General features: G+C 67.2%; 24 protein-coding genes. 11 read left to right on the top strand and 13 right to left on the bottom strand.

Annotated elements, in window-relative coordinates; genetic code table 11:
- Positions 1-4: 4 nt before the first annotated feature.
- On the top strand, positions 5-1,327 hold the full coding sequence (locus ACQY5G_RS05255; protein WP_428277681.1) for a choice-of-anchor B family protein: 1,323 nt from the start codon (positions 5-7) through the stop codon (positions 1,325-1,327).
- A 23-nt stretch (positions 1,328-1,350) separates the two neighbouring features.
- Here ACQY5G_RS05255 and ACQY5G_RS05260 read toward each other — a convergent pair whose 3' ends face one another.
- Positions 1,351-2,784, bottom strand: a complete 1,434-nt coding sequence (locus ACQY5G_RS05260; RefSeq protein ID WP_428277683.1) for an alanine/glycine:cation symporter family protein — start codon at positions 2,782-2,784, stop codon at positions 1,351-1,353.
- Positions 2,785-2,892: 108 nt separating this feature from the next.
- Here ACQY5G_RS05260 and xsc point away from each other — a divergent pair, with 108 nt between their 5' ends.
- The 3 genes from xsc to ACQY5G_RS05275 are packed head-to-tail and all read left to right on the top strand — an operon-like array spanning position 2,893 to position 6,744.
- Complete coding sequence (gene xsc / locus ACQY5G_RS05265) at positions 2,893-4,623, top strand: sulfoacetaldehyde acetyltransferase (RefSeq protein ID WP_428277685.1); 1,731 nt, start codon at positions 2,893-2,895, stop codon at positions 4,621-4,623.
- A gap of 13 nt (positions 4,624-4,636) precedes the next feature.
- The gene (locus tag ACQY5G_RS05270; RefSeq protein ID WP_428277687.1) at positions 4,637-5,782 is read left to right on the top strand and encodes a 4Fe-4S double cluster binding domain-containing protein; all 1,146 of its coding nucleotides are present in this window, start codon (positions 4,637-4,639) and stop codon (positions 5,780-5,782) included.
- Positions 5,779-6,744 (top strand): DUF3667 domain-containing protein, encoded by a 966-nt coding sequence (locus tag ACQY5G_RS05275; protein WP_428277689.1) that lies wholly within the window; start codon positions 5,779-5,781, stop codon positions 6,742-6,744. Before ACQY5G_RS05270 ends, ACQY5G_RS05275 begins: the two co-directional genes overlap by 4 nt.
- A 26-nt stretch (positions 6,745-6,770) precedes the next feature.
- Here ACQY5G_RS05275 and ACQY5G_RS05280 read toward each other — a convergent pair whose 3' ends face one another.
- Positions 6,771-8,069 carry an acetylornithine deacetylase/succinyl-diaminopimelate desuccinylase family protein gene (locus tag ACQY5G_RS05280; RefSeq protein WP_428277691.1) on the bottom strand — a complete coding sequence of 433 codons (1,299 nt, stop codon included), beginning with the start codon at positions 8,067-8,069 and terminating at the stop codon, positions 6,771-6,773.
- A 53-nt stretch (positions 8,070-8,122) separates the two neighbouring features.
- Between ACQY5G_RS05280 and ACQY5G_RS05285 the strand changes: the two genes are divergently transcribed.
- The gene (locus ACQY5G_RS05285; RefSeq protein ID WP_428277693.1) at positions 8,123-8,911 is read left to right on the top strand and encodes an SDR family NAD(P)-dependent oxidoreductase; all 789 of its coding nucleotides are present in this window, start codon (positions 8,123-8,125) and stop codon (positions 8,909-8,911) included.
- Positions 8,912-8,929: 18 nt separating this feature from the next.
- Here the strand turns inward: ACQY5G_RS05285 and ACQY5G_RS05290 are convergent, their stop codons facing one another.
- The 5 genes from ACQY5G_RS05290 to ACQY5G_RS05310 form a co-directional block, all read right to left on the bottom strand.
- Entirely contained in the window at positions 8,930-9,796 is an 867-nt protein-coding gene (locus tag ACQY5G_RS05290; RefSeq protein WP_428277695.1) for a hypothetical protein, read from the bottom strand.
- A complete protein-coding gene (locus ACQY5G_RS05295; protein ID WP_428277697.1) occupies positions 9,793-10,509 on the bottom strand; it encodes an ATP-binding cassette domain-containing protein in 717 nt (238 codons plus the stop codon). Before ACQY5G_RS05295 ends, ACQY5G_RS05290 begins: the two co-directional genes overlap by 4 nt.
- 73 nt (positions 10,510-10,582) lie before the next feature.
- Entirely contained in the window at positions 10,583-11,758 is a 1,176-nt protein-coding gene (locus ACQY5G_RS05300) for a PepSY-associated TM helix domain-containing protein (RefSeq protein WP_428277699.1), read from the bottom strand.
- 52 nt (positions 11,759-11,810) lie between these two features.
- Entirely contained in the window at positions 11,811-12,542 is a 732-nt protein-coding gene (locus ACQY5G_RS05305) for a hypothetical protein (RefSeq protein WP_428277701.1), read from the bottom strand.
- Between the two features lie 150 nt (positions 12,543-12,692).
- Positions 12,693-13,433, bottom strand: a complete 741-nt coding sequence (locus ACQY5G_RS05310) for a hypothetical protein (protein ID WP_428277703.1) — start codon at positions 13,431-13,433, stop codon at positions 12,693-12,695.
- Positions 13,434-13,633: 200 nt separating this feature from the next.
- Here ACQY5G_RS05310 and ACQY5G_RS05315 point away from each other — a divergent pair, with 200 nt between their 5' ends.
- Positions 13,634-15,847, top strand: a complete 2,214-nt coding sequence (locus tag ACQY5G_RS05315) for a TonB-dependent receptor (RefSeq protein ID WP_428277705.1) — start codon at positions 13,634-13,636, stop codon at positions 15,845-15,847.
- A 39-nt stretch (positions 15,848-15,886) separates the two neighbouring features.
- Here ACQY5G_RS05315 and ACQY5G_RS05320 read toward each other — a convergent pair whose 3' ends face one another.
- Positions 15,887-16,099 (bottom strand): type II toxin-antitoxin system HicB family antitoxin, encoded by a 213-nt coding sequence (locus ACQY5G_RS05320; protein WP_428277707.1) that lies wholly within the window; start codon positions 16,097-16,099, stop codon positions 15,887-15,889.
- A gap of 82 nt (positions 16,100-16,181) precedes the next feature.
- Here ACQY5G_RS05320 and ACQY5G_RS05325 point away from each other — a divergent pair, with 82 nt between their 5' ends.
- The 4 genes from ACQY5G_RS05325 to ACQY5G_RS05340 all read left to right on the top strand — a co-directional run bounded on the left by ACQY5G_RS05325 (position 16,182) and on the right by ACQY5G_RS05340 (position 18,683).
- Positions 16,182-16,460: a type II toxin-antitoxin system RelE/ParE family toxin gene (locus ACQY5G_RS05325; protein ID WP_428277709.1), complete on the top strand. Its 279-nt coding sequence runs from the start codon at positions 16,182-16,184 to the stop codon at positions 16,458-16,460.
- Between the two features lie 30 nt (positions 16,461-16,490).
- Positions 16,491-16,778: a HigA family addiction module antitoxin gene (locus tag ACQY5G_RS05330; RefSeq protein ID WP_428278648.1), complete on the top strand. Its 288-nt coding sequence runs from the start codon at positions 16,491-16,493 to the stop codon at positions 16,776-16,778.
- 46 nt (positions 16,779-16,824) lie between these two features.
- Positions 16,825-17,256: a hypothetical protein gene (locus tag ACQY5G_RS05335; RefSeq protein WP_428277711.1), complete on the top strand. Its 432-nt coding sequence runs from the start codon at positions 16,825-16,827 to the stop codon at positions 17,254-17,256.
- 284 nt (positions 17,257-17,540) lie between these two features.
- Positions 17,541-18,683, top strand: coding sequence for a serpin family protein (locus ACQY5G_RS05340; RefSeq protein ID WP_428277713.1), 1,143 nt, complete (start codon positions 17,541-17,543; stop codon positions 18,681-18,683).
- Positions 18,684-18,732: 49 nt separating this feature from the next.
- Here the strand turns inward: ACQY5G_RS05340 and ACQY5G_RS05345 are convergent, their stop codons facing one another.
- The 5 genes from ACQY5G_RS05345 to ACQY5G_RS05365 all read right to left on the bottom strand — a co-directional run bounded on the left by ACQY5G_RS05345 (position 18,733) and on the right by ACQY5G_RS05365 (position 21,897).
- Complete coding sequence (locus ACQY5G_RS05345) at positions 18,733-19,077, bottom strand: HepT-like ribonuclease domain-containing protein (protein ID WP_428277715.1); 345 nt, start codon at positions 19,075-19,077, stop codon at positions 18,733-18,735.
- A complete protein-coding gene (locus ACQY5G_RS05350; RefSeq protein WP_428277717.1) occupies positions 19,067-19,390 on the bottom strand; it encodes a nucleotidyltransferase family protein in 324 nt (107 codons plus the stop codon). The genes ACQY5G_RS05345 and ACQY5G_RS05350 overlap by 11 nt, the downstream gene beginning before the upstream one ends.
- A gap of 325 nt (positions 19,391-19,715) precedes the next feature.
- On the bottom strand, positions 19,716-20,969 hold the full coding sequence (locus ACQY5G_RS05355) for an agmatinase family protein (RefSeq protein WP_428277719.1): 1,254 nt from the start codon (positions 20,967-20,969) through the stop codon (positions 19,716-19,718).
- 2 nt (positions 20,970-20,971) lie between these two features.
- Entirely contained in the window at positions 20,972-21,235 is a 264-nt protein-coding gene (locus tag ACQY5G_RS05360; protein WP_428277721.1) for a hypothetical protein, read from the bottom strand.
- Positions 21,232-21,897 (bottom strand): hypothetical protein, encoded by a 666-nt coding sequence (locus ACQY5G_RS05365; protein WP_428277723.1) that lies wholly within the window; start codon positions 21,895-21,897, stop codon positions 21,232-21,234. The genes ACQY5G_RS05360 and ACQY5G_RS05365 overlap by 4 nt, the downstream gene beginning before the upstream one ends.
- Before the next feature lie 367 nt (positions 21,898-22,264).
- On the opposite strand from ACQY5G_RS05365, the gene ACQY5G_RS05370 reads away from it, so the two are divergent.
- Positions 22,265-22,894 (top strand): NYN domain-containing protein, encoded by a 630-nt coding sequence (locus ACQY5G_RS05370; protein WP_428277725.1) that lies wholly within the window; start codon positions 22,265-22,267, stop codon positions 22,892-22,894.
- Positions 22,895-22,984: the final 90 nt, after the last annotated feature.

Here is a 22,984-nt window from a genome sequence, read left to right on the forward strand (position 1 = left end):
AGCGATGATCCGCGGATGCATCCGGCCGTGCGCGCGAGGCGCGCTCCCGCTTCTGGTCCTGCTCGCTGCCGCATGTGAGGATTCCCCGACCGGCCCGCCCGATCCGGATCCGCCCGATCCGCCCGATCCCCCGCCTCCCCCTCCCGTCGTGGCGCAGATCGTCCCCTGCGAGGGCGGTTCGGCGGACGGGTTCCCCTGCAACCGCGTGGATCTCGCGGCGCACGTACCGCTGCGCGAGCTGAGCCCGGGACGGACGCCCGCGGGGACGGAGGACGACTGGGCCGTGAACGACATCTGGGGGTGGACGGATTCTCAGTCGGGCATCGAGTACGCGCTGGTGGGACGTCACGACGGGCTCGCCATCGTCGACCTCTCGACCCCGACCGAGCCGCGCCCCATCGCCTTCATGCGCTCCGCGACCTCGCACAGCGGCTGGCGCGACATGAAGGTGTACGCGGACCACGCATATGTCGTGGCGGACTACATCACCGGCCACGGGATGCAGGTGCTCGACCTCACGCGGCTACGCGGGTTGACGGAGTTCACGGAGTTGGGCGCGGACGCGCGGTATCGGGAGGTGAGCGCGGTCCACAACCTCGCGATCAACGAGGAGACCGGCTTCGCCTACGCCGTCGGCAGCAATTCCGGCGGGGAAAGCTGCGCGGGCGGACTGCACATGATCGACCTGTCGGACCCGAAGAGCCCGAGCTTCGCGGGTTGCTACGCCGCGGAGGGGACGGGCTGGCAGGGCACCGGATACACGCACGATGTCCAGTGCGTCGTGTACAGCGGGCCGGACGCGGAGCACTCGGGCCGCGAGATCTGCGTCGGCTCGAACGAGACGGCGATCGTCGTGTCCGACGTGACCGACAAGGCGAATCCGGTGACCGTGTCGACGGCCACGTACGCGGACCACGACTACGTCCACCAGGGGTGGCTCAGCGAGGACCACCGGTACTTCTACCAGAACGATGAGTTGGACGAACGGAACAACCGGGTGTCCCATACACGCCTGCTCGTATGGGACGTCACCGACCTCGACGACCCGGTTCTCGTAAAGGAACACCTGGGCCCCAGCGAGGCGGTCGATCACAACCTCTACGTGCACGGCGACCTCATCTTTCACTCGAATTACACGTTCGGCGTACGCATCCTAGACATCACGGACCCGGCGAATCCCGTGGAACGGGGCTACTTCGACACCGTGCCGGACCGTGACGACCAGACGTTCGACGGCTCCTGGTCGACCTACCCCTGGTTCGAGAGCGGGATCTTCATCGCTTCCAGCTGGGACGAGGGCCTCTTCGTCCTGCGCCTGCAGCCCTAGCAGTCAGTAGCAGTCAGTAGCGGTCAGTAGCGTCCGAGGCGGTCCCGGTAGGAGTGCATCTCCCGCTTGAGGACCGGCGCCAGCAGGTACAGGCCGAGCAGGTTGGGGATCGCGACGACGTAGATCACGGCGTCCGAAAGATCGATCAGCGCGCCCAGCTGCACGCTCGCGCCCAGGACCACGAAACCGCAGAAGAACAGCTTGAAGCTGGCTTCCACGGCTCGATTCTCGCCCGTCAGATACGTGAGCGACTTCAGGCCGTAGTAGCTCCATGAGAGCATCGTGGAGAAGGCGAACAGGACCGCCGCCACCGAAAGGGGCACGGGCGACCACGAGAGGGTGCTCTCGAAGGCGGTCTTCGTCATCTCGATGCCGGTGATGCCGGCGTCGGCCAGCGACGGATCGTAGACCGTCGTGATGATGACGAGCGCCGTCATCGTGCAGATGACGACCGTGTCGATGAACGGCTCGAGCAGGCTGACGAAGCCCTCGGTCGACGGTTCGTCGGTCTGCACCGCCGAGTGCGCGATGGCGGCGGAACCCAGCCCGGCCTCGTTGGAGAACACGGCCCGGCGGAACCCGATGACCATCACCCCGATCATGCCCCCGCCGATGCTGTCCGCCGAGAACGCGCCCTGCCAGATCTGGGCGAACGCGCCGGGAAGCCGGTCCGCGTTCAGCGCGATGATGGCCAGCGCCGACAGCACGTAGAGCACGGCCATGAAGGGCACGAGCTTCGAGGTGACCCGGGCGATGCTCCGGATCCCGCCGACGATCACCAGCGCCACCGCGGCGGCCATGAGGACGCCCAGCAGCCAGGCCCTGTCGCTGAAGAAGCTCGCTTCGGCGCCCGTCACCTCGATCAGGATGGCGGCGGCCTGGTTGGACTGGAACATATTGCCGATCCCGAGACAGCCCAGCACCATGGCGGCCGCGTAGAAGATCCCCAGGCCGCGCCCGATCCCGGGCAGGTTCCTCAGCTCCAGACCGTGCTGCAGGTAGTACATCGGGCCGCCGCTCACGGAGCCGTCCGGGTGGGTGTCGCGATACTTCACCGCCAGCGTGCACTCTGCGAACTTGGTGCTCATTCCGAGCAGCCCGGCGATGATCAGCCAGAGCGTGGCGCCGGGTCCGCCGAGCGAGATCGCGACGGCCACCCCCGCGATGTTCCCGATTCCGACCGTCCCCGAGACCGCGGTCGCGAGCGCCTGGAAGGGCGTGACCTCGCCCGGCTGCGACGGATCCGTGTAGCGGCCCCTGACCAGGTCGAGCGCGTGCCTGAAGCCCCGCACGTTGATGAAGCCCAGGTACAGCGTGAAGAACACGCCCCCGGCGATGAGCCACGCCACGATGAGCGGAATCTCGGCCCCGCCGACCGGCACGGAGAAGAAGATGAACTCCGATACCGCGTCGGCGACCGGCCGCATGATCCTGTTGACGAGTTCGTCGACACCCATGGAGCGCCTATACTACGTTCCCCGGGTTGCATGCGCGCCCGGGCCGGGGCCACGGGCGACCTCGATTTCCTTCCGGGACCGTGCCGCTCGCACCGCTGGAGGCTGGACGTGCCGAAAAGAACGATGACTCCCTCCGAAGCGCTCGTCGAGACGCTGGTGGCGGAGGGCGTGACGGAGGTATTCGGGCTGGTGGGATCGGCGTTCATGGACGCCCTCGACCTCTTCCCGGATGCGGGCATCCGCTTCATCCCGGTCGCGCACGAACAGGCGGCCGCGCACGCCGCCGACGGGCTCGCGAGGGTCACGGGAAGGCCCCAGGCCTGCATCGCCCAGAACGGCCCCGGCGCGGCGAACTTCGTCTCCGCGATCGCGGCCGCCTTCTGGGCGCACTCCCCCGTGGTCGCCATCACGCCCGAAACGGGATCGCTCGGCATCGGCACCGGCGGCTTCCAGGAACTCGACCAGATGCCGATGTTCGAGGCCCAGACCGTCTTCCAGGTGCGCGTCAACCGTCCCGAGCGCATGGGCGAACTCGCGCGGCGCTGCTTCTACCGCGCGAAGCTCGAACTCGGCCCCACGCACCTCAACATCCCCAGGGACTACTTCTACGGCGACATCGAGGAGGAGATTTTCCCGACGCCCGTCCTCGGCCCCGGCCGGCCTCCCAGGGGGGACATCGAAGAGGCGGTCCGGATCGTCAAAGGCGCCCGCTACCCGGTCATCGTCTCCGGAGGGGGGGTGAGCCAGGGAGACGCCCTGAAGGAGGTTGAGGCGCTGGCCGAGCACCTGAGCGCGCCGGTCGTCAACACCTACCTGCACAACGACACCTTCCCCTGGAGCCATGAACTGGGGTGCGGTCCGATCGGCTACTGCGGCTCGAAGGCCGCCATGCGCTCCATCGCCAAGGCCGACGTGGTGCTCGCTCTCGGAACCCGGCTCGGAGTCTTCGGCCTGCTGCCGCAGTACGACATCACCTACTGGCCCGAAGACGCCACCCTCATCCAGGTGGACCGGGATGCCCGACAGTGGGGCATGAGCAGGATCCCCGCGCTCTTCTCCGTCGCGGACGTGAAGGAATACGCGGCCGAGTTGCTCGACGAACTGAGGAACGCGCTGCCCGATCCGGGACGGAACGAGGAACGCATCGCCGACGTCGCCCGGGAGAAGCGGGCCTGGGACGACGAACTCGAGAACTGGTCCTCATCCACCAGCGCCCTCATGCACCCCCGGCGCTTCCTGTGGGAATTCACCCGCGCGCTGCCCGGGGACGCGCTCGTGACCACGGACATCGGCAACACCTGCTCGATCACGAACGGATATCTCCGCTTCGACGGCCCCCGGCAGCACCTCGCGGCGCTCACATGGGGAAACTGCGGCTTCGCGTACGGCGCCGCGCTGGGCGCCAGGATCGGCAATCCGACGGCTCCCGTGTTCGCCATTCAGGGCGATGGCGCGTGGGGCATCAGCGGGATGAGCGAGGTGATGACGGCGGTGCGGGAGGAGATCCCGGTCATCGCCATCGTCATCAACAACCACGAATGGGGCGCCGAGAAGAAGAACCAGATCGACTTCTACGGCAACCGCTTCGTGGGCACGAACCTGCGCAGCAATCCGGACTTCGCGAAGGTGGCGGAGTCGATGGGCGCGCGGGGCTACACCGTCGAGGACTATCGCGACGTCCAGGACGTGGTGCGCGACGCCGTGGCGAGCGGCGAGCCGTGCGTCATCAACGCCATCGTCGAGGGGGGCGCGAACGTGCTCGCGGAGCCGTTCCGCCGGGACGCGCTCGCCATGCCCACGCGTCACCTGGAGAAATACGCCCATCTCAGCCTGAGCTAGCGTGAATCTCTGAATGGACAGCGAAGCCGGCTTCGATATCCGGGACGACTTTCGGCGCTTCTCGCAGCGGGACGACATCTTCTGCCGCTCCTTCTGGGACCCGGAGGTGCGCACGCACCGCTCGGACATGTTCTATGAGACGTACCGCACGCCGAAGCTGACCTGGCGTTCCGTCGACGGCTTCACCCAGCGCGACTACGCCCTGCGCAACGCGTCCTGGCACGTGACGGACGTCTTCGCCGAACTGCGCGACGGCGACGACCGCCGCGAGGGTTTCCTGGACCCGTACACCACCGTGCGCGAGGGCCCGGACAGCACGCTGCCGGTGTCGTCCCCCGAGGAGATGGCGCGCGAGATCAAGCACGCCGCGAAGACCCTGGGCGCGGACCTGGTAGGGATCACCGAAAACGACGAGCGGTGGCTCTACACGCACGCCTACAGCCGCGAGAACGAGCACGAGAAACCGCAGGAGATCTCCACCGATCTCGGCAACGTGATCGTGATCGCGCAATCCATGGACCGGGAACTCCTGAGCACGGCGCCCTCCGCGCTGAGCGGCACCGCGACGGGCGCCACCTACTCCCGGGATACGATCGTGCTGCTGGCCATCGCGCAGTACATCACCAACCTCGGCTACCGGGCCGTGGCGAGCATGAACGACTCGGCGCTGGCCATCCCGCTCGCCATCAAGGCCGGGCTCGGCGAGTACGGGCGCCACGGGCTCCTCATCACCCGCGAGTACGGTCCCCGGGTCCGGATCGGCAAGGTCTTCACCGACATGCCGCTCGCCCACGACAGGCCCGCAAGATTCGGCGTGAAGGAGACGTGCGACCTCTGCCGCGCGTGCACGAAGGGCTGTCCCGCGGGGGCGATCGCCGACGGCGAACCATCCACCCTGGTCCACAACCGGTCGAACATCCAGGGCATCCGGAAGTGGACGACGGACGCCGAGAAATGCTTCCGCTTCTGGGCCAACCAGAACACCGACTGCTCGATCTGCGTGCGCGTCTGCCCCTACAACCGCGACTACCGCCGCCGATGGAGCCGCGTGTGGCGGTGGATGGCCGGCACGCCGCTCCGGCGACTCGCCCTCTCGCTGGACCGCATCGGCGGACGCGGCGAGCGCCTGAAACCATCCCTCTGGTGGAACACCGCATGACCACCGCCGGGGAGCGCGCCTGCGCGAACTGCGGGTACGAGCCGATGGAGAGCTTCTGCCCTCGGTGCGGGCAGAGCGACCGGCACTACGCCCGTTCGCTCGGCTCCGTGGTCCTGGAGTTTCTGCGCGAGATGTTCGAACTGGACTCCAGGCTCTTTCGAACGCTGAGACTTCTCTTCTTCAAGCCCGGAAGCCTCACCCGGGAGTTCTCCCGCAACCGCCGGGTCAGCTTCGTGTCGCCGGTCAGGCTCTACATCTTCGCCAGCTTCGTCTTCTTCCTCCTGCTGTCGCTGATGGGAGACTTCGGCAACGTGGGCATGTCGGGTATGACCGAGGAGGACGCGGAAGATGCCGTAACCCAGCCCTCCGACTCCGTAGCCCAGCCCCCGACGGAGGAGCGCCTCGCGGCCTTCATGGCGGCACTGCCGCCGGAGCAGCAGAGGAAGGCCGACGACATTCTCCGTCGGCCGGAAGGCGATATCGGGAAACGAATCATCCTTTCGGGGGCTGCGGAGGAGTTCGAGAAGTGGAACTGGATCGGGCGGCTCTTCGTGTTGGGGGTGATCGACATCCTTCACGATCCCTCGGTCATTCGCCAGCGCCTCCTCGCGAACATGCCGATCGCGATGTTCTTCGTGCTGCCGGTCCTCGGTCTGGTGCTCGCGATCTTCCATTTTCGAAAAAAGAAGCGCTTCTACGTGGAGCACCTGGTCTTCGCCATCCACATTCAGACCTTCACGTTTCTCATCTACGCGATCGTGCTTCTGCTCCCCGACGAGGGTCTCGGCGGTTTGATCCGTGCGGGGTGCCTGCTGGTTCCGTACCCCTACTTCGTCATCGCCCTCCGGCGCTACTACGAGAACGGGTGGGTACTGTCTGTGGCGAAGTCGGTCGGCGTGTACATGCTCTACTCGCTGATATTGCTGCCCGCGTTCGTGATCTCGGTGTTCTTGACCGGCTAGCCTCACTCTGACGACGTATGCGGCAGCTACGCCGGGCCCACTAGTTCGAGCGTCGCCAGGGCGAGCACCTGCGTGCACGCCACGAGGTCGTCGATCGCGCACGACTCGTCCGGCTGGTGCGCCTCCTCGAGGGGCCCGGGTCCGTAGGCGACGCAGTGCTCGATGCCGGCGATGCGGGCAAAGTGCTTCTGGTCGTAGGTGCCGGGGCTCGCCACGAGTTCCGCGGGGTGGCCGACGACCGTTTCCACCGCGCGGGACAGCGCGGCCACGAGCGGCGAGCCGGGTGGCGCGGAGGTCGGGTGCACGACCATCCGCTCCTTGATCGTGAAACGGCGTCCCGGGTCGTCGCCCTCCACGGACGCGACCAGGCGCGCAATTTCGGCGCGGACCTCGTCGAAGGACTCCTCGGGGATGAACCGGCGGTCGACGGTCGCCGTGCAGCGGTCGGCCACGCACGGTGACTGGGTCGCCCCCCCGCCGGCCTGGCCGCCGGTGACCGCGTTGACGTTCAGCGAAGGACGCCGGGAGGGTTCGGGCACGACGGGCAGCGCGGACAGGCGCGTCGCGAGTTCGGGCGCGAGCCGGGTTCGGAAGGCTTCCAGGAGGGCGCCCATGTCGTCGATGGCGCTGCGGCCGAGGTGGCTCATGCTGCCGTGGGCCGCGTGGCCGTGCGCGATGATGTCGAACCAGTAGACCCCCCGGTGCCCCAGGCACACGCGGGCGGGTCCGAACGGCTCGGGGATGATGGCGTACCGGGTGTCGTCGCTCGAGATGATCCCGGCCTCGCACAGGTGGGCGACCCCCGCGAAGCCGCCGCTCTCCTCGTCGACCGTCGCGCTGATGTCCACGGCACCGGCGAGTTCGACTCCGGCCCGCCGCAGCGCTTCGACCGCGAACACCGCGGCGGCGATCCCGGACTTCATGTCCGACGCGCCCCTCCCGTAAATGCGCCCGTCGCGCACCGCGCCCGCGAACGGATCGACCGTCCACCCGTCACCCGGGGGAACCACGTCGAAGTGGCCGTTCAGATGGAGCCGCGGGCGTCCCGGAGGGGCCGCGCCCCGTCCCACCACATTCACCCGCGGATATTCGGCGGTATGCTCGGGGCGCGCCTCCGCCTCCACGTATTCGACCGCCAGCCCCGCCGTCTCCAGCCGCCGGCCGATGAGTTCGGCGCACTCCCGGTAGCGCTCCCCGGGCGGGTTCACCGTGGGGATCCGGATCAGCTCCGCCGTGAAGGCCACGATCTCGTCGCGCGCGGCCTCCACCTCGGCGAGGACGCGGTTCTCCCGGCGGATGTCGCCAGGTGGGTTGGCAGGGTGCATGCCCGTACATTGTGCCCGCCCATACACCACACGAAACCCTGCAGAGAATCCCCATGACCACGATGTTCAGCCTGAAGGGACGCACCGCTGCGGTTGTCGGAGGCGGCTCCGGCATCGGCGAAGCCGTCGCGATCGGGTGTGCGGAGGCGGGAGCGTACGTGTCCTGCCTCGACATCGACGCGGGCGCCGCGGCCCGCACCGCCGCGGCCATCCGGGAGGCGGGGGGCGAGGCCGACTCCGCCCGCCTGGACATCCTCGACGGCCCCGCCGTCACCGCCGCGTTCGAGGCCATCACGACGGCTCGCGGGTCCATCGACGTCGTGGCCTGCACCCCCGGAGTGAACGTGCGCAAGCCGCTCCTCGACTACACCGACGAGGAGATCGACCGCGTGCTGGGCCTCAACCTCAAGGGCGGCGCGCACGTCATCCAGGCTGCGGGTCGGATCATGACCGCGCAGGGATCGGGTTCCATCATCCTCTTCAGTTCGATCCGGTCGGTCGTGGTCGAGCCGGGGCAGAGCATGTACGCCGCGACCAAGGCGGGGATCGTGCAGATGGTGCGCACGGCCGCCGCCGAACTCGGGCCCAGCGGGGTGCGGGTCAACGCGGTCGCGCCGGGCGTCATCGACACGCCGCTCACGGTCCCGATCAAGGACAACCCGGGCTGGTACGGCGCCTACGCCGCGCGCAACATCCTCAACCGCTGGGGCAGCGCCGCGGAGATGGCCGGCCCGACGGTCTTCCTCGCCTCGGACGCCGCCAGCTACGTCACCGGCACGGTCCTGTTCGCCGACGGCGGCTGGACCGCGATCGACGGGAGATACACGCCGCCCTCCGGCTGACCCCGACCATGGCGCCCGTCACAGCTTGAGCGGGCGCCTCTCGAGCCTGCGGAGCCCGAGCCACGCGATGCCGGTCCACAGGACGAAGTGATAGACGGCCAGTCCCGTCGCTCCCCAGTCCCAGGCCGTGCCGGACGCGAAACCCGAGACGAGATCGTTGATGACTCCCGAGGGAAAGACGACGAACGGCAGGAAAGTGCGGGCCGATTCCGCCGCTGTCGAAGTCTCCAGGACGGGGTTTTCGAGCAACCCCGACACGGCGCCCGAGAGCAGATAGTACAGCAGCCCGATGAGCGCGGCGCGGCGAATCCCGAGCGCGGTGATGGCGAAGCTGATCGCGCAGGCGAGCATGCCGGTGAGGCAGATACTCGCTACTCCTCCGAGTACTGTGGCCGACGCCATCGCGGGAGGCAGGGCAGCGACCGCGCCCGTCAGCCCGAAGATCGCGAGCGCGGCGAACGTCGCGACCTGTATGCCGGCGTATCGCTGCAGGTAGAAGGAGCGCAGCGGCATCGGATGTTGCGCCCACAGCATGATCGCACCGCTGCGTCGCTCGTGAGCGACGATCCCGCCCGGCATGAGGAAGGCGAAGAGGATCGTGCAGAAGCCGAAGGCGAGGTTCAACAGGCTGAAGAGGGCGAACATTCCCGCGCCGACCGCCATGGCTTCAACGTCCTCGGGAGACGGCTCGGTGCCTTCGCTCTCGATCGCCGCCCCCACGGCCTGTATGCGTTCGAAGGTCCCCGCCAGGTCGTAGGCGTGCGAGAGGACGACGACCCCGGCACCCAACAGGAACACCACCAGCGCGAACTTCCACTTGCGCCGCACCGCGTTCCGGAAGGAAGCCCGGACGATGCCCATGGAACCGTTCATGCGACCGTTCATGACACCGCTCCTTCCAGCCCGACGAACTCCGTCTCCAGGAACTCGCGGGTGAACCCGCCCTCCGGCGGCTGCACGATGCGCCCGCGCCCCTGGTCGATCAGGAGGACGCGGTCGCTCATCATCGCAAGCTCGCCGAGGTCGTGGCTGGCGACGAGGATCGTGGTCCGGCCGCGAATCTCCTCGATCCGCCTGCGGAGGCGGATGCGCTGCCCGGGATCCAGTCCCGATTCGGGCTCGTCCAGGAAGAGCAGTCCGGTCGGTCGCATCAGAGCCATGGCGAGGGCCAGCCGGCGCCGCATCCCCTTCGACAGCTTGTCCGCAGGACCGTCCGTGTCGTAGTCCAGCCCGGCCAGGCGGCACGCGCGCTCGACATCCGCGTCCGGGCCGGCCGCGGCCGCCGCCAGCGCGAGCAGGCCGTCGCACGTCCATCCCGGGGGGAGCGCCGTGTCTTCCGCCAGGTAGCCGATACCGTGCCGGCGCCGGTAGTCCGCCGGATCGGAGCCGGACACCGCGGCCTCGCCGTCCACGGGGGCCAGGACACCCAGCAGCGTGCGGAAGAGGGTCGTTTTGCCCGAGCCGTTGGGCCCGACCACCGCGAGCACTTCGCCGGGTACGATGTCGAGCGAGAGTCCGCCCACGACCGGTCGCCCCCGGCGATACCCGACACCCAGCGCGCGAAGCCTCAGCTCCGCGGGTCCGCTCTCGATGGTCATGTTCTCCTCATTCCTCGTCGCCCGGGGAGTCTGCTCGGGTCTACACTCCTACGAGTGCGTCCATTCCGTCCCATCAGGTGCGCCTGGCGCCCGCGACGAAGCGTCGCAGCCGGCGGACGGCCAGCGAAAGGCCGGTCCACACCATCAGCGCTGCCGCCAACGAGAAGAGTCCCGCCAGCAGCTGACCCGCAAGCCCCCAGTACTCTCCCGTGTGCGCGTACCGCAGGAACTGCTGCGCACGCCGCCCGGGTGTGTCGTCGGCGAATGATTCCCATGCGCGCGCAGTGCCGGAGGCGGCGTCCAGGGTGAGAACGCCGGTCCTGTGAGGCTGGCCCGCGCGGCCCGCCCGCACCTCGACGCGGACCTCACCGTCCGAGGGGCGCGGCATGTTCAGGATCAGCGTCCGCCACTCCGGCGTCCACGCCTCGGCCGTTGCGAGTACGGCCCCCAGGTCCGGGTCCGGCACGCGAGCGGAGTCCGGCCCGCGGGCGGAGTCCTCCGCGATCGCCGTCTCCGCAATCGTCGCTCCCTCGACACCTGCTCCTTCGGACGATGGTTCGGGTGGCCATGCCCCGGTGGGCACCACGTTCCCCACGATCGGATAGACCCGGTCTCCCACGGCCGGATACGACGAAGTGACTCCCGTTGCCGCGATCACGGCCAGCGGCAGGACGGACCAGATCCCGACCACCTGGTGCCAGTTGAGATCACGCCGGGCCCCTCTCTCCCGGGGACGGAGAAGGATCGCGTTGGCGAGCGACCGCCGGGTGACGGGCCGCGGGATCCACAGGATGGGTCCCGTAAGCAGGAGAAAGAGGAAGGCCAGGTTGAACGCTCCCGTCACCGCCCGCGCCCGACGCACCGAGCCGCCGGAGACATTGAACCAGCGGTGCCAGTTGTGGACGCTCTCGAAGAACCGCTCGAGTCCCCCAGGTCCCGTCGCCACCACCCGCCCCGTGTACGGATCGACGCGGGCGTACCGGTCGTGGGCCTCGTGGACGCGCACGGGCGCGCGCGGATCCGACCGATAGCTCAGCGAAGTCGCCGTGAACCCCGCCGCCCCCGCGATCTCCTCCGGCGACAGCCGCACCGCACCCTCCGGCGCGGCCGCGGAGTACCGTCGCTCCGCGAGTCCCGTCACCGTCTCCTCCAGCGACAGGACCACGCCCGTCACCGCGAGCATCAGGATCACCACGCCGGCGGCCGCGGCCACCGTGAGGTGCAGCCAGAAGATGACTGCCCGGATCATCTCATCGACGCCACCGGGCCGACGTCAGCCCGCGCCCCGCCCGGACCCGCGGCTATCCCCCCGGGTTCAGCGTCACGTAGCGCTCGAACCGCGCGACTTCGTTCTCGTCCACGTACTTACCGATCTCGCGCCGGAACTGGTCCATGTCGGTGTACGGGCGGTACTCCTCGAACTCGTGCGCCATGCGTTCGCTCATCCCCGGAAGCGCCATGATCTCTTCGCGGGTGGCGCTGTTCAGATCGATCGGGACGTACACGTAGCGCGCGAGCCGCTCGACCTCTTCCTCGTCCACGTACTTACCGATCTCGCGCCGGAACTGGTCCATGTCGACGTACGGGCGGTACTCCTCGAACTCGTGCGCCATCCGGTTGCCCACACCCGGAATCCGCAGGATCTCGCCGGTCGTCACGTCGTTGAGGTTGATCGGCAGCCAGAGCGCGCCGTAAGCCGCCAGCGCCGCATCGTCACCGACCGCCCCCGCCAGCGCCGCGTGCACATCCGCCGCGCGCAGGTAGGGCCGTCCGCCGACGACTGCCGCGGCGACCTCCGCCGTGACCCCGGGGATCGCGGCCAGCTCGTCTTCCGTGGCGAGGTTGGGGTTCAGGAGGGCGGCCGTTGCATGGGCGCCATCCACGTCGCCCATGGCCTCGGTGGACTCTGCGGCGGCGTGTTCGGACTCCAAAGCGGCGTGCTCGGACTCCGCCGCATGTCCCTCCCCGCCACAGCCGCCCGTCAGTACCGGGATCATGACGATGGCAAGGGTTGCGATGTGATTGCGTGACATGCTTCCTCGACTCTTCGATTAGAATGAGATTCATTCTCAACTGGGCCCGAAGATCCACGAGCGATCCGGCCAGGTCAAGGGTCCGGCAGGTCGAATTCGATTCACCAGCGTCGCCGTGGCGAGTAGCAGCGGGGCTTTGCCACGGCCCTGCTAGCCCGGCGACCTCAGGGACACGTGCAGGTGATCGGCCGTACCGACATGGCGGAGCGTGTGGAAGCCCATCGCCCGGAACGCGAGTTCGGCCGCGAAGTTCCGCCATGCGGGCCGGTTGAGGGTGCGAAGATCCAGCGCATGGACGAACCCGTCGTCCTGGCGGAAGTGCAGGGACGACTCGTTGGCCGGAAGCCCCGCGCGGGCGTAGAACTCGGGCGTGCGCGCCGCATCGGTGATCACGGCGTCGGGGTCGGCCAGAACGAAGACCGATACGGCCATCCGCAGCAGGGGATGAAGGCCCAGGTACTCGGCGCGCACCTCTTCCGACTTCACGTTCCCGCCCGCGATGACGAGCAGCGAGTAGAGCACGAACGCGCCGGCGCCGAGCGCCGCGATCCGGGTCGCGAACTTCCGGAGCCGCTTCCCCGCCCCCAGCCGCCGACTCGCCGCCCACGCGTAGAACGCCAGGAGCAGCGCGGTGGCGGCCGCCGAGACCGCCAGCGAGGACCACGCCCCCAGCCCCCACTGCTGGTAGGCGAAGACCCCGCCGCGGACGAGGAGGATGAAGGGAAGCACCGCCAGCAGGACCGCCGTCACACCCCACCGCACGATCCTGCGAAACCAGCGCCGCGGTCGCGTCCGGTCGTGACGGTTCAACTCCCCGAGCCCGCCCGCGCCCTCGGCACCCGGATACTCGACCGCCAGCCCGCCAACATCCCCTTCGGCAACCCTGTCCATTCTCGTGCCTACGCAGAAAGTCGTCCGTTGGCTTCGGGCGAACAGGTCGCGGCCCCGCCTCCGAACGCCGCGGTCGTAGCCAGTCCGGTTGCCCCTTATTGAGAATCTATTATCATTAGGGCCGCAATGCTCTCGGCCACTCCCCCGGCTCGACACCACCCGCAGCGAGCGAGAGCAACCGGAAGGCTTCCAGGACGGGCATGATGAAACGACGCATCGCAGTTCCATTCATACTGAGCATGGGCCTGAGCGCCGCCGCGCCGCCTTCGGCCGCGCAGGCGCAACAGGACGAGGGCGTCCTCGAGGGGGTCGTTCGGTCGGCGGAGGGCCGACTGCCGCTCGCGGGCGCGACGATCACGGTCGTCGGCACGGGCCGCGGCGCCGTCACGCACGGAGACGGCGCGTTCCGCATCGCCGTGCCGGACGCCGAACAGTACCAGCTCCGGATCGATCGCCTCGGCTATGCAACGACGACCCTCGATGTCGGCCACGGGGAGTCGGCCACGGTCGACCTTGAAGTCGCCGCCGTTCCTTCGCCGGATCTCGTCGTCACGGCAGTCCTGAGCCCCACGGTCGCAAACGAGGCGATCCGGCCCTCCGCGGTCTTCGCAGGAGAGGAACTGCAGCGGCAGCTGGCCGGCACCGTCGCGAAGACGGTGTCAACGGTTCCGGGCGTCGCCGTGAACAGCATGGGACCGGGCACCGCCCAGCCGGTCATCCGCGGCCTGTCCGGAGACCGGATCCTCATACTTGAAGACGGCCGGCGCGTGGGCGACGTCATCAACAGCGGCCTGGACCACGCCTCGGCGCTCTCCCCTTCCACGGCTCGGCGAATCGACGTGATTCGCGGGCCGAGCGCGATTCTCTACGGCAGCAGCGTCCTTGGAGGCGTGATCAACGTGGTGCGGGACGAGGTACCCCGCGCGGTGCCCTACCGCCCGACCGGCTTCGCCTCGATGCAGGGGCAGTCGGCGACGCGCGCCCTCGGGGGAAGCGGCGAGATGACCGTCGGAATCACCGAAAACGTCCCGCTCCGCGTCGAGGTGTCGAAGCGCGAGTCAGGGGATCTGCGGACGCCCATCGGGAGGCTCGCGGGAACCCAGACCGACGTGTGGAGCGCGTCGGCCGGGACCTCGTGGGTGGACGACTGGGGCTACGCGGGCGCGTCATTTCGCGTCTTCAGGAACGACTACGGGATCCCCGGGGGCTTCCTCGGCGGCCACACGAACCCGGTGCGCACGGAGCAGGAGAGGGCCGCGGGCCGTTTCCGCAGCGTCATCCGGCCCGGGCAGGGCCTGGAGGCGATCGAAGTCGATGCGGGCTACACGACGTACCAGCATCACGAGCAGGAGTCCTCCGGCATCCTCGGCGCGATGTACGAGCGCGAGATCGTGAGCGGGGAGACTCGGGTACGGCACGGGCAATGGGGCCCGTTCACATCGGGCGCCATCGGAACCAGAGTCTCGTTTGAGGACTTCGGATATGGGGGCGTGCTCTACAACCCGGATTCCCGGCGGAGGACGCAGGCCGCGTATCTCCTCGAGGAGATCCAGCTCGATCCGGTCTCGATCGAGGCCGGGCTCCGCTACGATCGAGTCGAGCTGGAGCCGGACGACGAGGACCCGTCCTCCGACATCGGACACATCCGCGCACGTTCCTTCGACGCGGTTTCCGGATCGCTGGGTGCGCTTCTGCGGCTGTCCGGCCCCCTCACCGTGGGCGGGAGCGTGGGCCGCGCCTTTCGCACCCCGGATGTACACGAACTCTACTCGGAGGGGCCGCACCTCGCGTCCAATTCGTTCGACGTCGGCAATCCCTCGCTCGAGACGGAAACCGGACTCGGGATCGACCTGTTCGGGCGGCTCACGGGACGACGCCTGAACGCCGAGGCGACGTGGTTCCGAAACGCCATCTCGGGCTACATCTTTCCGCAGGCGACGGGGAAACTCAGCCGCGTCCGGCTCCCCATCTACCAGTTCGTGGGCGAGGACGCCGTCCTGACCGGCTTCGAGGGCGTGCTCGAGTGGTCGATGCCGGCCGGATTCAAGGTGGAGGCCGTCGCGTCGTACGTGCGCGGCACGCTCAGCGCCACGGACGAGCCCCTCCCGTTCATGCCCCCGCTCCAGGGTCGCCTTGCGATCGGCTATTCCCCGGTGGACTGGTTCGTGGAGGCCGAGACGCGGATGGCGAGGAGCCAGGAGCGGACCGGAAGGTTCGAGGAGCCGACCGACGGATACGCGATCTTCGGCGTCTCGGGCGGCATGCGCTTCACCTTCGCCGGCCGGCTGCACGTCGTCACGCTCCACCTCGAGAACATCGGCGACACCGAGTACCGGCATCACCTGTCGAGGGTGAAGGAGATCATGCCCGAGGCCGGCAGAGCCCTCAGCGTCTCCTACCGCGTCGTCTTCTGAGGTGGTTGGAGCTGGCGGTGGCGGGGGTGTCCTGACGGGCTAAGCCAACATTAGGCGCTCGCCCTTGGGCTCCGGCACGGGTCGTCCCAACTCCCGCGCCCTGTCGACCCGGAACTGCATTGCATCCTTGATGTTGCTCAACGCGGTCTCTTGATCGTCTCCGTGCGCCATGCACCCGGGCAGTTCAGGCGCCTCGGCGACGAAAACTTGATCTTCGTTGCTCCAGTAGAGAATGATCTCGTACTTGTGCATCAGTCGTCCGCTCCCAGCCGCTGCTCCCGCAGCAAGCCACATCCCTTTACGTACATCGTAACAGAGCATAGAATCGGAGTACATGATACGAAGTTTCAAGGACCGGAGAACGCGGCGTTTCTTCGAGGGGCGGCGCGTCTCGGCGTTCCAGGGGTTCTCGGACCAGGCGGTGCGCCGATTGACCCTGCTTGACAGCGCAGAAACGCTCGGTGACCTGGCCGCGCTACCGAGCAACCGACTTGAAACACTGCGAGGCAACCGCGCGGGCCAGCACAGTATTCGGATCAATGCGCAGTGGCGTATCTGCTTCCGTTGGACCGACGACGGGCCATACGAGGTCGAGATCGTGGATTATCATTGAGGGGCGTGTGACATGAACGTGAGGAGCGGCATGAGGCCGGTGCACCCAGGTGAAATCCTGCGTGAGGAACTCGAAGAACTCGGGTTGTCGGCCAACGCACTGTCAAAGGCGCTCGGCGTACCGGTCAACCGGGTAACAATGATCCTCAACGGCCAGCGCGGCGTGAGCGCTGATACCGCGTTGCGGTTGGCCAGGTACTTCGGGACGACGCCGCAACTCTGGTTGAACCTTCAGAAGACCTGGGAGCTTCGGCGGGCCGAGATCGAGGCGGGTCGCCAGATCGCCGAGCAGGTCACGCCGCGGCAAGCGGTGGTGTAGAGAACCCGACCGTTCACCCTCCGGCCGCGTCGTACCAGGGAGGAACATGATGCTCAGGAACATTCTCGCCGCGATCGTCGGCTACATCGCCATCGTCGCCGTGCTCTTCGCGCTCTCCTCGCTTCTGTGGCTGGCGCTGGGCCCCTCGCGCGCCTTCCATCCGGGTACGTGGGAGGTAGCCGGCAGCTGGGTACTCTTCTCGGTCGTGATCGGGTTCGTGGGGGCGTACATCGGCGGACGAGTCTGTGCGAGGGTCGCGCACGATGCCAAGGGCGCCATGATTCTGATCGGCATGATGATCGTGCTCGGAGTGGTGTCGGCCCTGATTCCGGTGGAGGTGGCGACGGGACCGCGCCCCGATGACGTGTCGATGATGGAGGCGACCATGCGCGCCAGCCAGCCGGCATGGCTCACCTGGCTCAACCCGCTGATAGGGGTCGTCGGCGTCTGGCTCGGATCGCGGAAGTTGCGCGCCTAGCTAGCCGGCCGCACAACGCGCGGCCGCCTCGCAGGGGGGATCGGGCGTCGCTCGGGTTTGTCACCTGCAGCCCTGCCCAATCGTTTCCTCTCTGTATGCCGGCTCCGTGCCGGGCAGCCGTTCAAGACACGACCGAGGGGCCGAAAATGACCAGGCGTAAACGTCCGGATCCGCCCGGTCGCGCACGCTGCGCCGCGCGGCGCCACCGGTCCTCCGTTGCGGGAGCCCTTCTCCTGTTGACCCTCGCCGCGTGCGGGGAGTCCTTAACCGGTCCGTCCGACGGCGTGGACGAGATCACCGAACTGCCGCGCGCCCTGAGCGCGGCCGAGATCGAGATCATCGCGGCGAACAACCGCTTCGCCTTCGATCTCCTCGCGCAGGCGAACCGTCCCGGCGACAACCTCTTCCTTTCGCCGCTCTCGGCGTCGATGGCGCTTGGAATGACCATGAACGGGGCGGCGGGGGAGACCTGGAACCAGATGCGCGACGCGCTCGGGTTCGGGAGCCTCGCCGAGGAGGAGATCAACGCCTCCTACCAGTCCCTGCTCGAACTCCTCGTCGGGCTCGATCCCTCAGTTGAGACCGCGGTCGGGAACTCCGTGTGGACCCGGCAGGGCTTCCCGGTGCATGCGGACTTCCTGGGCGCCGTGCGGGAGGCCTTCGGCGCCGAAGTGGCGGAACTCGATTTCGCGAATCCCGCGGCGTCGGCACAGATCAACGAGTGGGTCAGAACCGCGACACGCGGCCGCATCGAGGACATCGTTCCCGAGGTGATTCCGAGCGCCGTCGTCATGTACCTGATCAACGCGATCTACTTCAAGGGTTCGTGGACCCTCCAGTTCGATCCGTCCGACACCCGGGCCGAACCCTTCCAACTGGACGACGGCTCCACCCGAACGGTGCCGCTCATGACCCTCCGGCGCGACCTCCCATACCAGGAGAACGACCGGTTCCAGGCCGTGGACCTGCCGTACGGGGGCCGCGCGTTCTCGATGACTCTGCTCCTTCCGAGGCGGGGCGTGAGCGTGGACGACCTCGCGGCGTCCCTGGACGCCGGGGAATGGGAGAGCATCGCCACGGGCTTCCGCGATACGGATGTGCGGCTCTCTCTGCCCCGCTTCCGGATGGCCTACGAACGCACGCTCAACGACGACCTCCACGCCCTGGGCATGGTCGACGCGTTCGGTCCCTCGGCGGATTTCTCGAGGCTCTCGCCGGCCGGCGTGTGGATCTCCGAGGTGAAGCAGAAGTCCTGGGTGGACGTCAACGAGGAAGGGACGGAGGCGGCCGCCGCCACGGTCGTCACGGTCGTCGAAAGCGCCGGTATCGAGCTTCGCGCCGACCGGCCCTTCCTCTTCTTCATCCGGGAACGCCTCTCGGGCACCATCCTCTTCGCCGGCAAGCTCGCGACCCCACCGGAGGGCTGACGGCGGCACGGGTGACTACCGCCGGCTGTCGCTCCACGACAGGGGGGTACTATTCGGTTTCCGGCGGAACCAGCGGCTTGAGGAGCGTAATCAGGGCCGGAAGGTCATCGCGAACCGTAGCCCATACGAGCGAAAGGTCGATGTCGAAGTAAACGTGCACGAGCCGATTGCGCATACCAACAATCTCCCTCCAGGGGATGTCTGGATGTGCCTGCCTCGTGTCTTCACTAACATGCGCGGCGGCCTCGCCAACGATCTCCACGGCTTTGAGAACCGAGAGTTGGGTACGCCGGTCCTGCACGAAGTCGTGGTATGACGTGCCTTCCGTGAAGGACAGTGCATCGCGCGCGGCGAGCAGCATGTCCAGCAGGTATGCCGAGTCGTCACGGGGCATAGACGACCCGCGCGGACTCCAGGATCGCCTTCCGGCGAATGTAGTTTCGGCTTTCTTCGATCGCGGTGCGGGTCACCAGATCGACCCTGCGGTCGAGCAACTCGGCCAGTTCCCGCTCCATCCCGGCGATGCCGAACAGACCCGGTGTCCGCTCCGTCCTGAAACGGATCAGTACATCGATGTCGCTATCCGGCCCGAAGTCGTCCCGCAGGACGGAGCCGAATAGCGCCAGCTCCTCCACCTCCCAACGGTCGCAGAACGCTTTGATCGCGTTCATTGGGACGCCGATTCGGGCGGCCAGGTCTGGTTTCACCGTGTCACCTCCCCGGCCCCCAAGTTACCATCGCCACCACGTCGGGATCGACATCGGCGGACGTGTCGCCCACCACGCGCACGGGAAGATCAACCCATCGGCTCATGTGCCCTCCAACAATTCCGGTGGCGGAGAGAACCCCGTCAACACATCCACATACACCACGATACCGCCGCCCGGCCCCTCATGCACCGCCCGGACGCGCCCCTTCGTTGGCGACGACCGTCAAGTGGATTTCACGCGAAACGCGTTTTCAGCGTATCGGTGAAAATGCCTCCCTGAACGAAAACCGATGTACTCCCGAGGCTGGCGCAGCGGCGGGTGACTAGCGGTGGCCGTCCCCGCGCGTCAGGGGGCTCAGGTAGTCGCGGTTTCCGAGGCCGAGCTTCCGGAGGGCGATGCCCGTCATGCACTCGTCCACGATCTGCTTGGCGTTCAGCACGGTCGTGTAGCCCGGGTCGACGAGCGGGTTGAGTTCGACGAGGTCGAAGCCCACCACGTTGTTCTCCGAGCAGAGCCCGCGGACCATGTAGAAAACCTCCCGGGGCGTCAGTCCTCCCGGCACCGGCGTCCCCGTGCCCGAGGTGTAGGCCGGGTCCATGACGTCGACGTCGAAGGAGATGTGCAGGTATTCGGGACCCTCGTTCGCCTGGTCGAGCACTTCCTGCATGACGTTCGTCCAGCCGTCCCGGTCGATCTCGGCCATCGTGTGGTACCGGAGGCCGTTCTCGCGCATCCACTCGAAGCCCTCCGGCCCCGGCCAGCTGCCCCGCAGCCCCACCTGGATGAAGTTCCGGCCGAGGATGTGACCTTCATCGATGAGGCGGCGCACGGGCTGGGCGTGCGAGATCAGGTGGCCGTGCCGGGCGTCCCCCGCATCGTAGTGCGCGTCGAAGTGGATGACGCCGACGTTCTCCTTCCCGTACACATCCGCAAGTCCCGCCACGTTGGCGAACTCGATCGAGTGGTCTCCCCCGATGATCACGGGGATGGCGCCGGTCTCCGCGATCTCGCGCACCATCCGGCGGATCGGCGGCATGCTGCGCTCCACGCTCAGGTTGTCGATCGGCGCGTTGCCGTAGTCGACCGCCGTGAGTTCGCTCCGCCACGAGATCATCGTCTCCATGCTGCCCACGCTGCGCCGCATGGCGCGGAGCGCGGTCGGCCCCTCGCCCGCCCCGCGGAACCCCACCCCCATGTCGACCGGAGCCCCCAGGAAGGCGACTTCGACCTCGCCCGCGACGAGGTCCTCGGTCGTGCGCGCGATCGGCAGCCCGAAGAAGGTGAGGACGGATCCGACCTCGATGGGTCCGGGTTCCCGAGGAGGATCCCCGGAGGTGTCGCGGTCGCGCCACACCGCGAGGTTGGGGTCGCTCGCGTCGAGCCGGATGATGGCGGAGTCGGCCGGGAGAGGCTCCCGTTCGGCGGCGGCGGCGGCGGTGTCGGCGACGGCCTCGGCCACGCTGTCGGCCGGCGTCTCTGACGGCGCGACCTCGGCCTGTTCCGGCGGCGGAACCTCGCAGGCGGCCAGCAGCAGGCTGCACAGGAGGACCGCGCGGGGAGACGGGTCGGATGTCATGGCTATATCTTTGCCACGACCTTCAGGATCACGCCAGCCAGATGCTCGATGTTGTCGACGATTCCGTTGATCTTCTCGTTGCGCGAGCCGGCGCCGTTCACGATCTCCATCAGCTCCGCCAGCCGCTGTTTGTCGCTGGGTTTCGGAAAGAGTTCGTTGATCTCGCGGTCCGTCATCGTGGTCAGCGACGAGATGTCGCCGGCCAGGTCACGTGCGGTCTCCTGCGCAGCCTCCGCAGCGATCTCGCTCCAGTTCAGGCCCATCATCGTTCTCCTGTTCCTTGCGGTGTTGTGCCCATGATGATCGCCTTGGCCGCTTCGATCCTGCGCAGATACTCGGCGGCGTCGTCCATACCCGCGCGGAGGCTCGACACGGCATTGTCGACCCCGTCGATCACCCCGTAGACCCGGTCTTCCGTCACACCCGCGGCCTCGAGAAAGCGATCACGGTTCTCGGCGACCTCGGCCGCCGACCAGAGGAAGCTGGTGAGCGTGTTGTTGATCGCCGCCGCCTCGTCGTACTCCCGTTCGATGCTCCGGCGGATGAGACGCTCCAGCTCATCGAGCGGCACCACGAGCTCGACCCGCATCCGGTTGATCTCCTGCTGCAGCGCCGGGCCGGCGTCGACCAGAAACCGGACGCGCTCGGCTTCGCTGTCGCTCTCGACGATGCGGCGCCACTCCGCGGCGACGTCCCGCCTGCCGAAGATCGTCCGGGCGAACTCCGGCACGAACGTCTCGTCGATGAAGCGGTCGACCTCGCGGCGCTTGAGGTCGAAGTACCGCTGCAGAAGCGTGATGTTGGCGTTCTCCAGAGCCCTGAGGCGCTGGCCGAGGGCCTGCGACAGCTCCGGTGCTTCGCTCGGAATGCTCGCGCACCCCGCCAGGACCGGCGTCAACAGGCCCAGCAGGGCAAGACGGACTCTCATGTATGCAACTCTCCTTCCGGGTCGATTTCAGGGTCACCCACCGGGTTCTCCCGAGCACGGGAATCGATGCGCGGTGCGCGGGGGACGATTCTACGAGGTAGGGGGCACGAAGATATCGAGGTGGCGTCCGCGCCGCGTTAAGTGAGAAGGGAACACAACGCACCGGTTGGGGGGTAAGGTGGATCACAGGAGGGAGAAGCAGAGCGGTTGACATGTTGCTCGACGCTCGACCCGACGCTAGTTTCTTCCTCCCATACCGAGTTACAGGGGCCTCTGCGTTGGGCTGGATGTACAGCATCCGGCTACGCCAAACATCGCAGAGGCCAACTCATATCTAGACACTTCTAGACACTAAGGTTGATGAATAATGAATCGCGTAGCGGTTTTAATCGATGGTGACTATATGCGATTCACTCTTGAGGAAAGGTTGAAGCGTTTTCCTGCTCTTGATGATTTCCGCACTTACCGCAACAATCTCATGACTGCGTACTACGCCGCCGCCAATAATCTGGAACTCGAAAACCTCGCGTCCGTACCGGGCGGTGCATTTTATCTCTATCGCATCTTCTATTACACGGCAGATCCTTATGGCGGGCCACCCTTCAAGGGTAGCGCTCTTCAAAGTTACGAATTCATCAAGCGGTTAGAGCGGGAGAAGGATGTCGCGGTTCGACGTGGGACAGTGAAATTCCGTGGATGGAAGGTGAAGTCCAGGATCGTCCGAAAGGTAAGCAAGGGCACTGTTGTGCAACTTGACAAGTCCGGGATTAAGCGCAACTACGTGCAAAAGGGCGTTGATATGCGCATCGGCCTAGATATTGCTACGCTGGCGCTGAAACGTCTTGTCAGTGATGTTGTCGTCGTTACAGGTGACTTGGATATGGTTCCCGCTTTCAAGCTGGCGCGTACGGAAGGACTTCGAGTTTATGTAGATACGATGGGCGGCATGGATGCGGAAGCAAACCTTCAGGTACATTCGGACAGAGTGATCGGGTAAACTGTACAAGTGCGGTAATCACCTGACCCCCGGCCTCGCCGAGGTCAGCGCTTCAGGCTGCGGTCTTCACCGTATCGGAACGTCCAGAGA

This window comes from Candidatus Palauibacter sp. (genome assembly GCF_965261555.1).
GTDB lineage: Bacteria > Gemmatimonadota > Gemmatimonadetes > Palauibacterales > Palauibacteraceae > Palauibacter.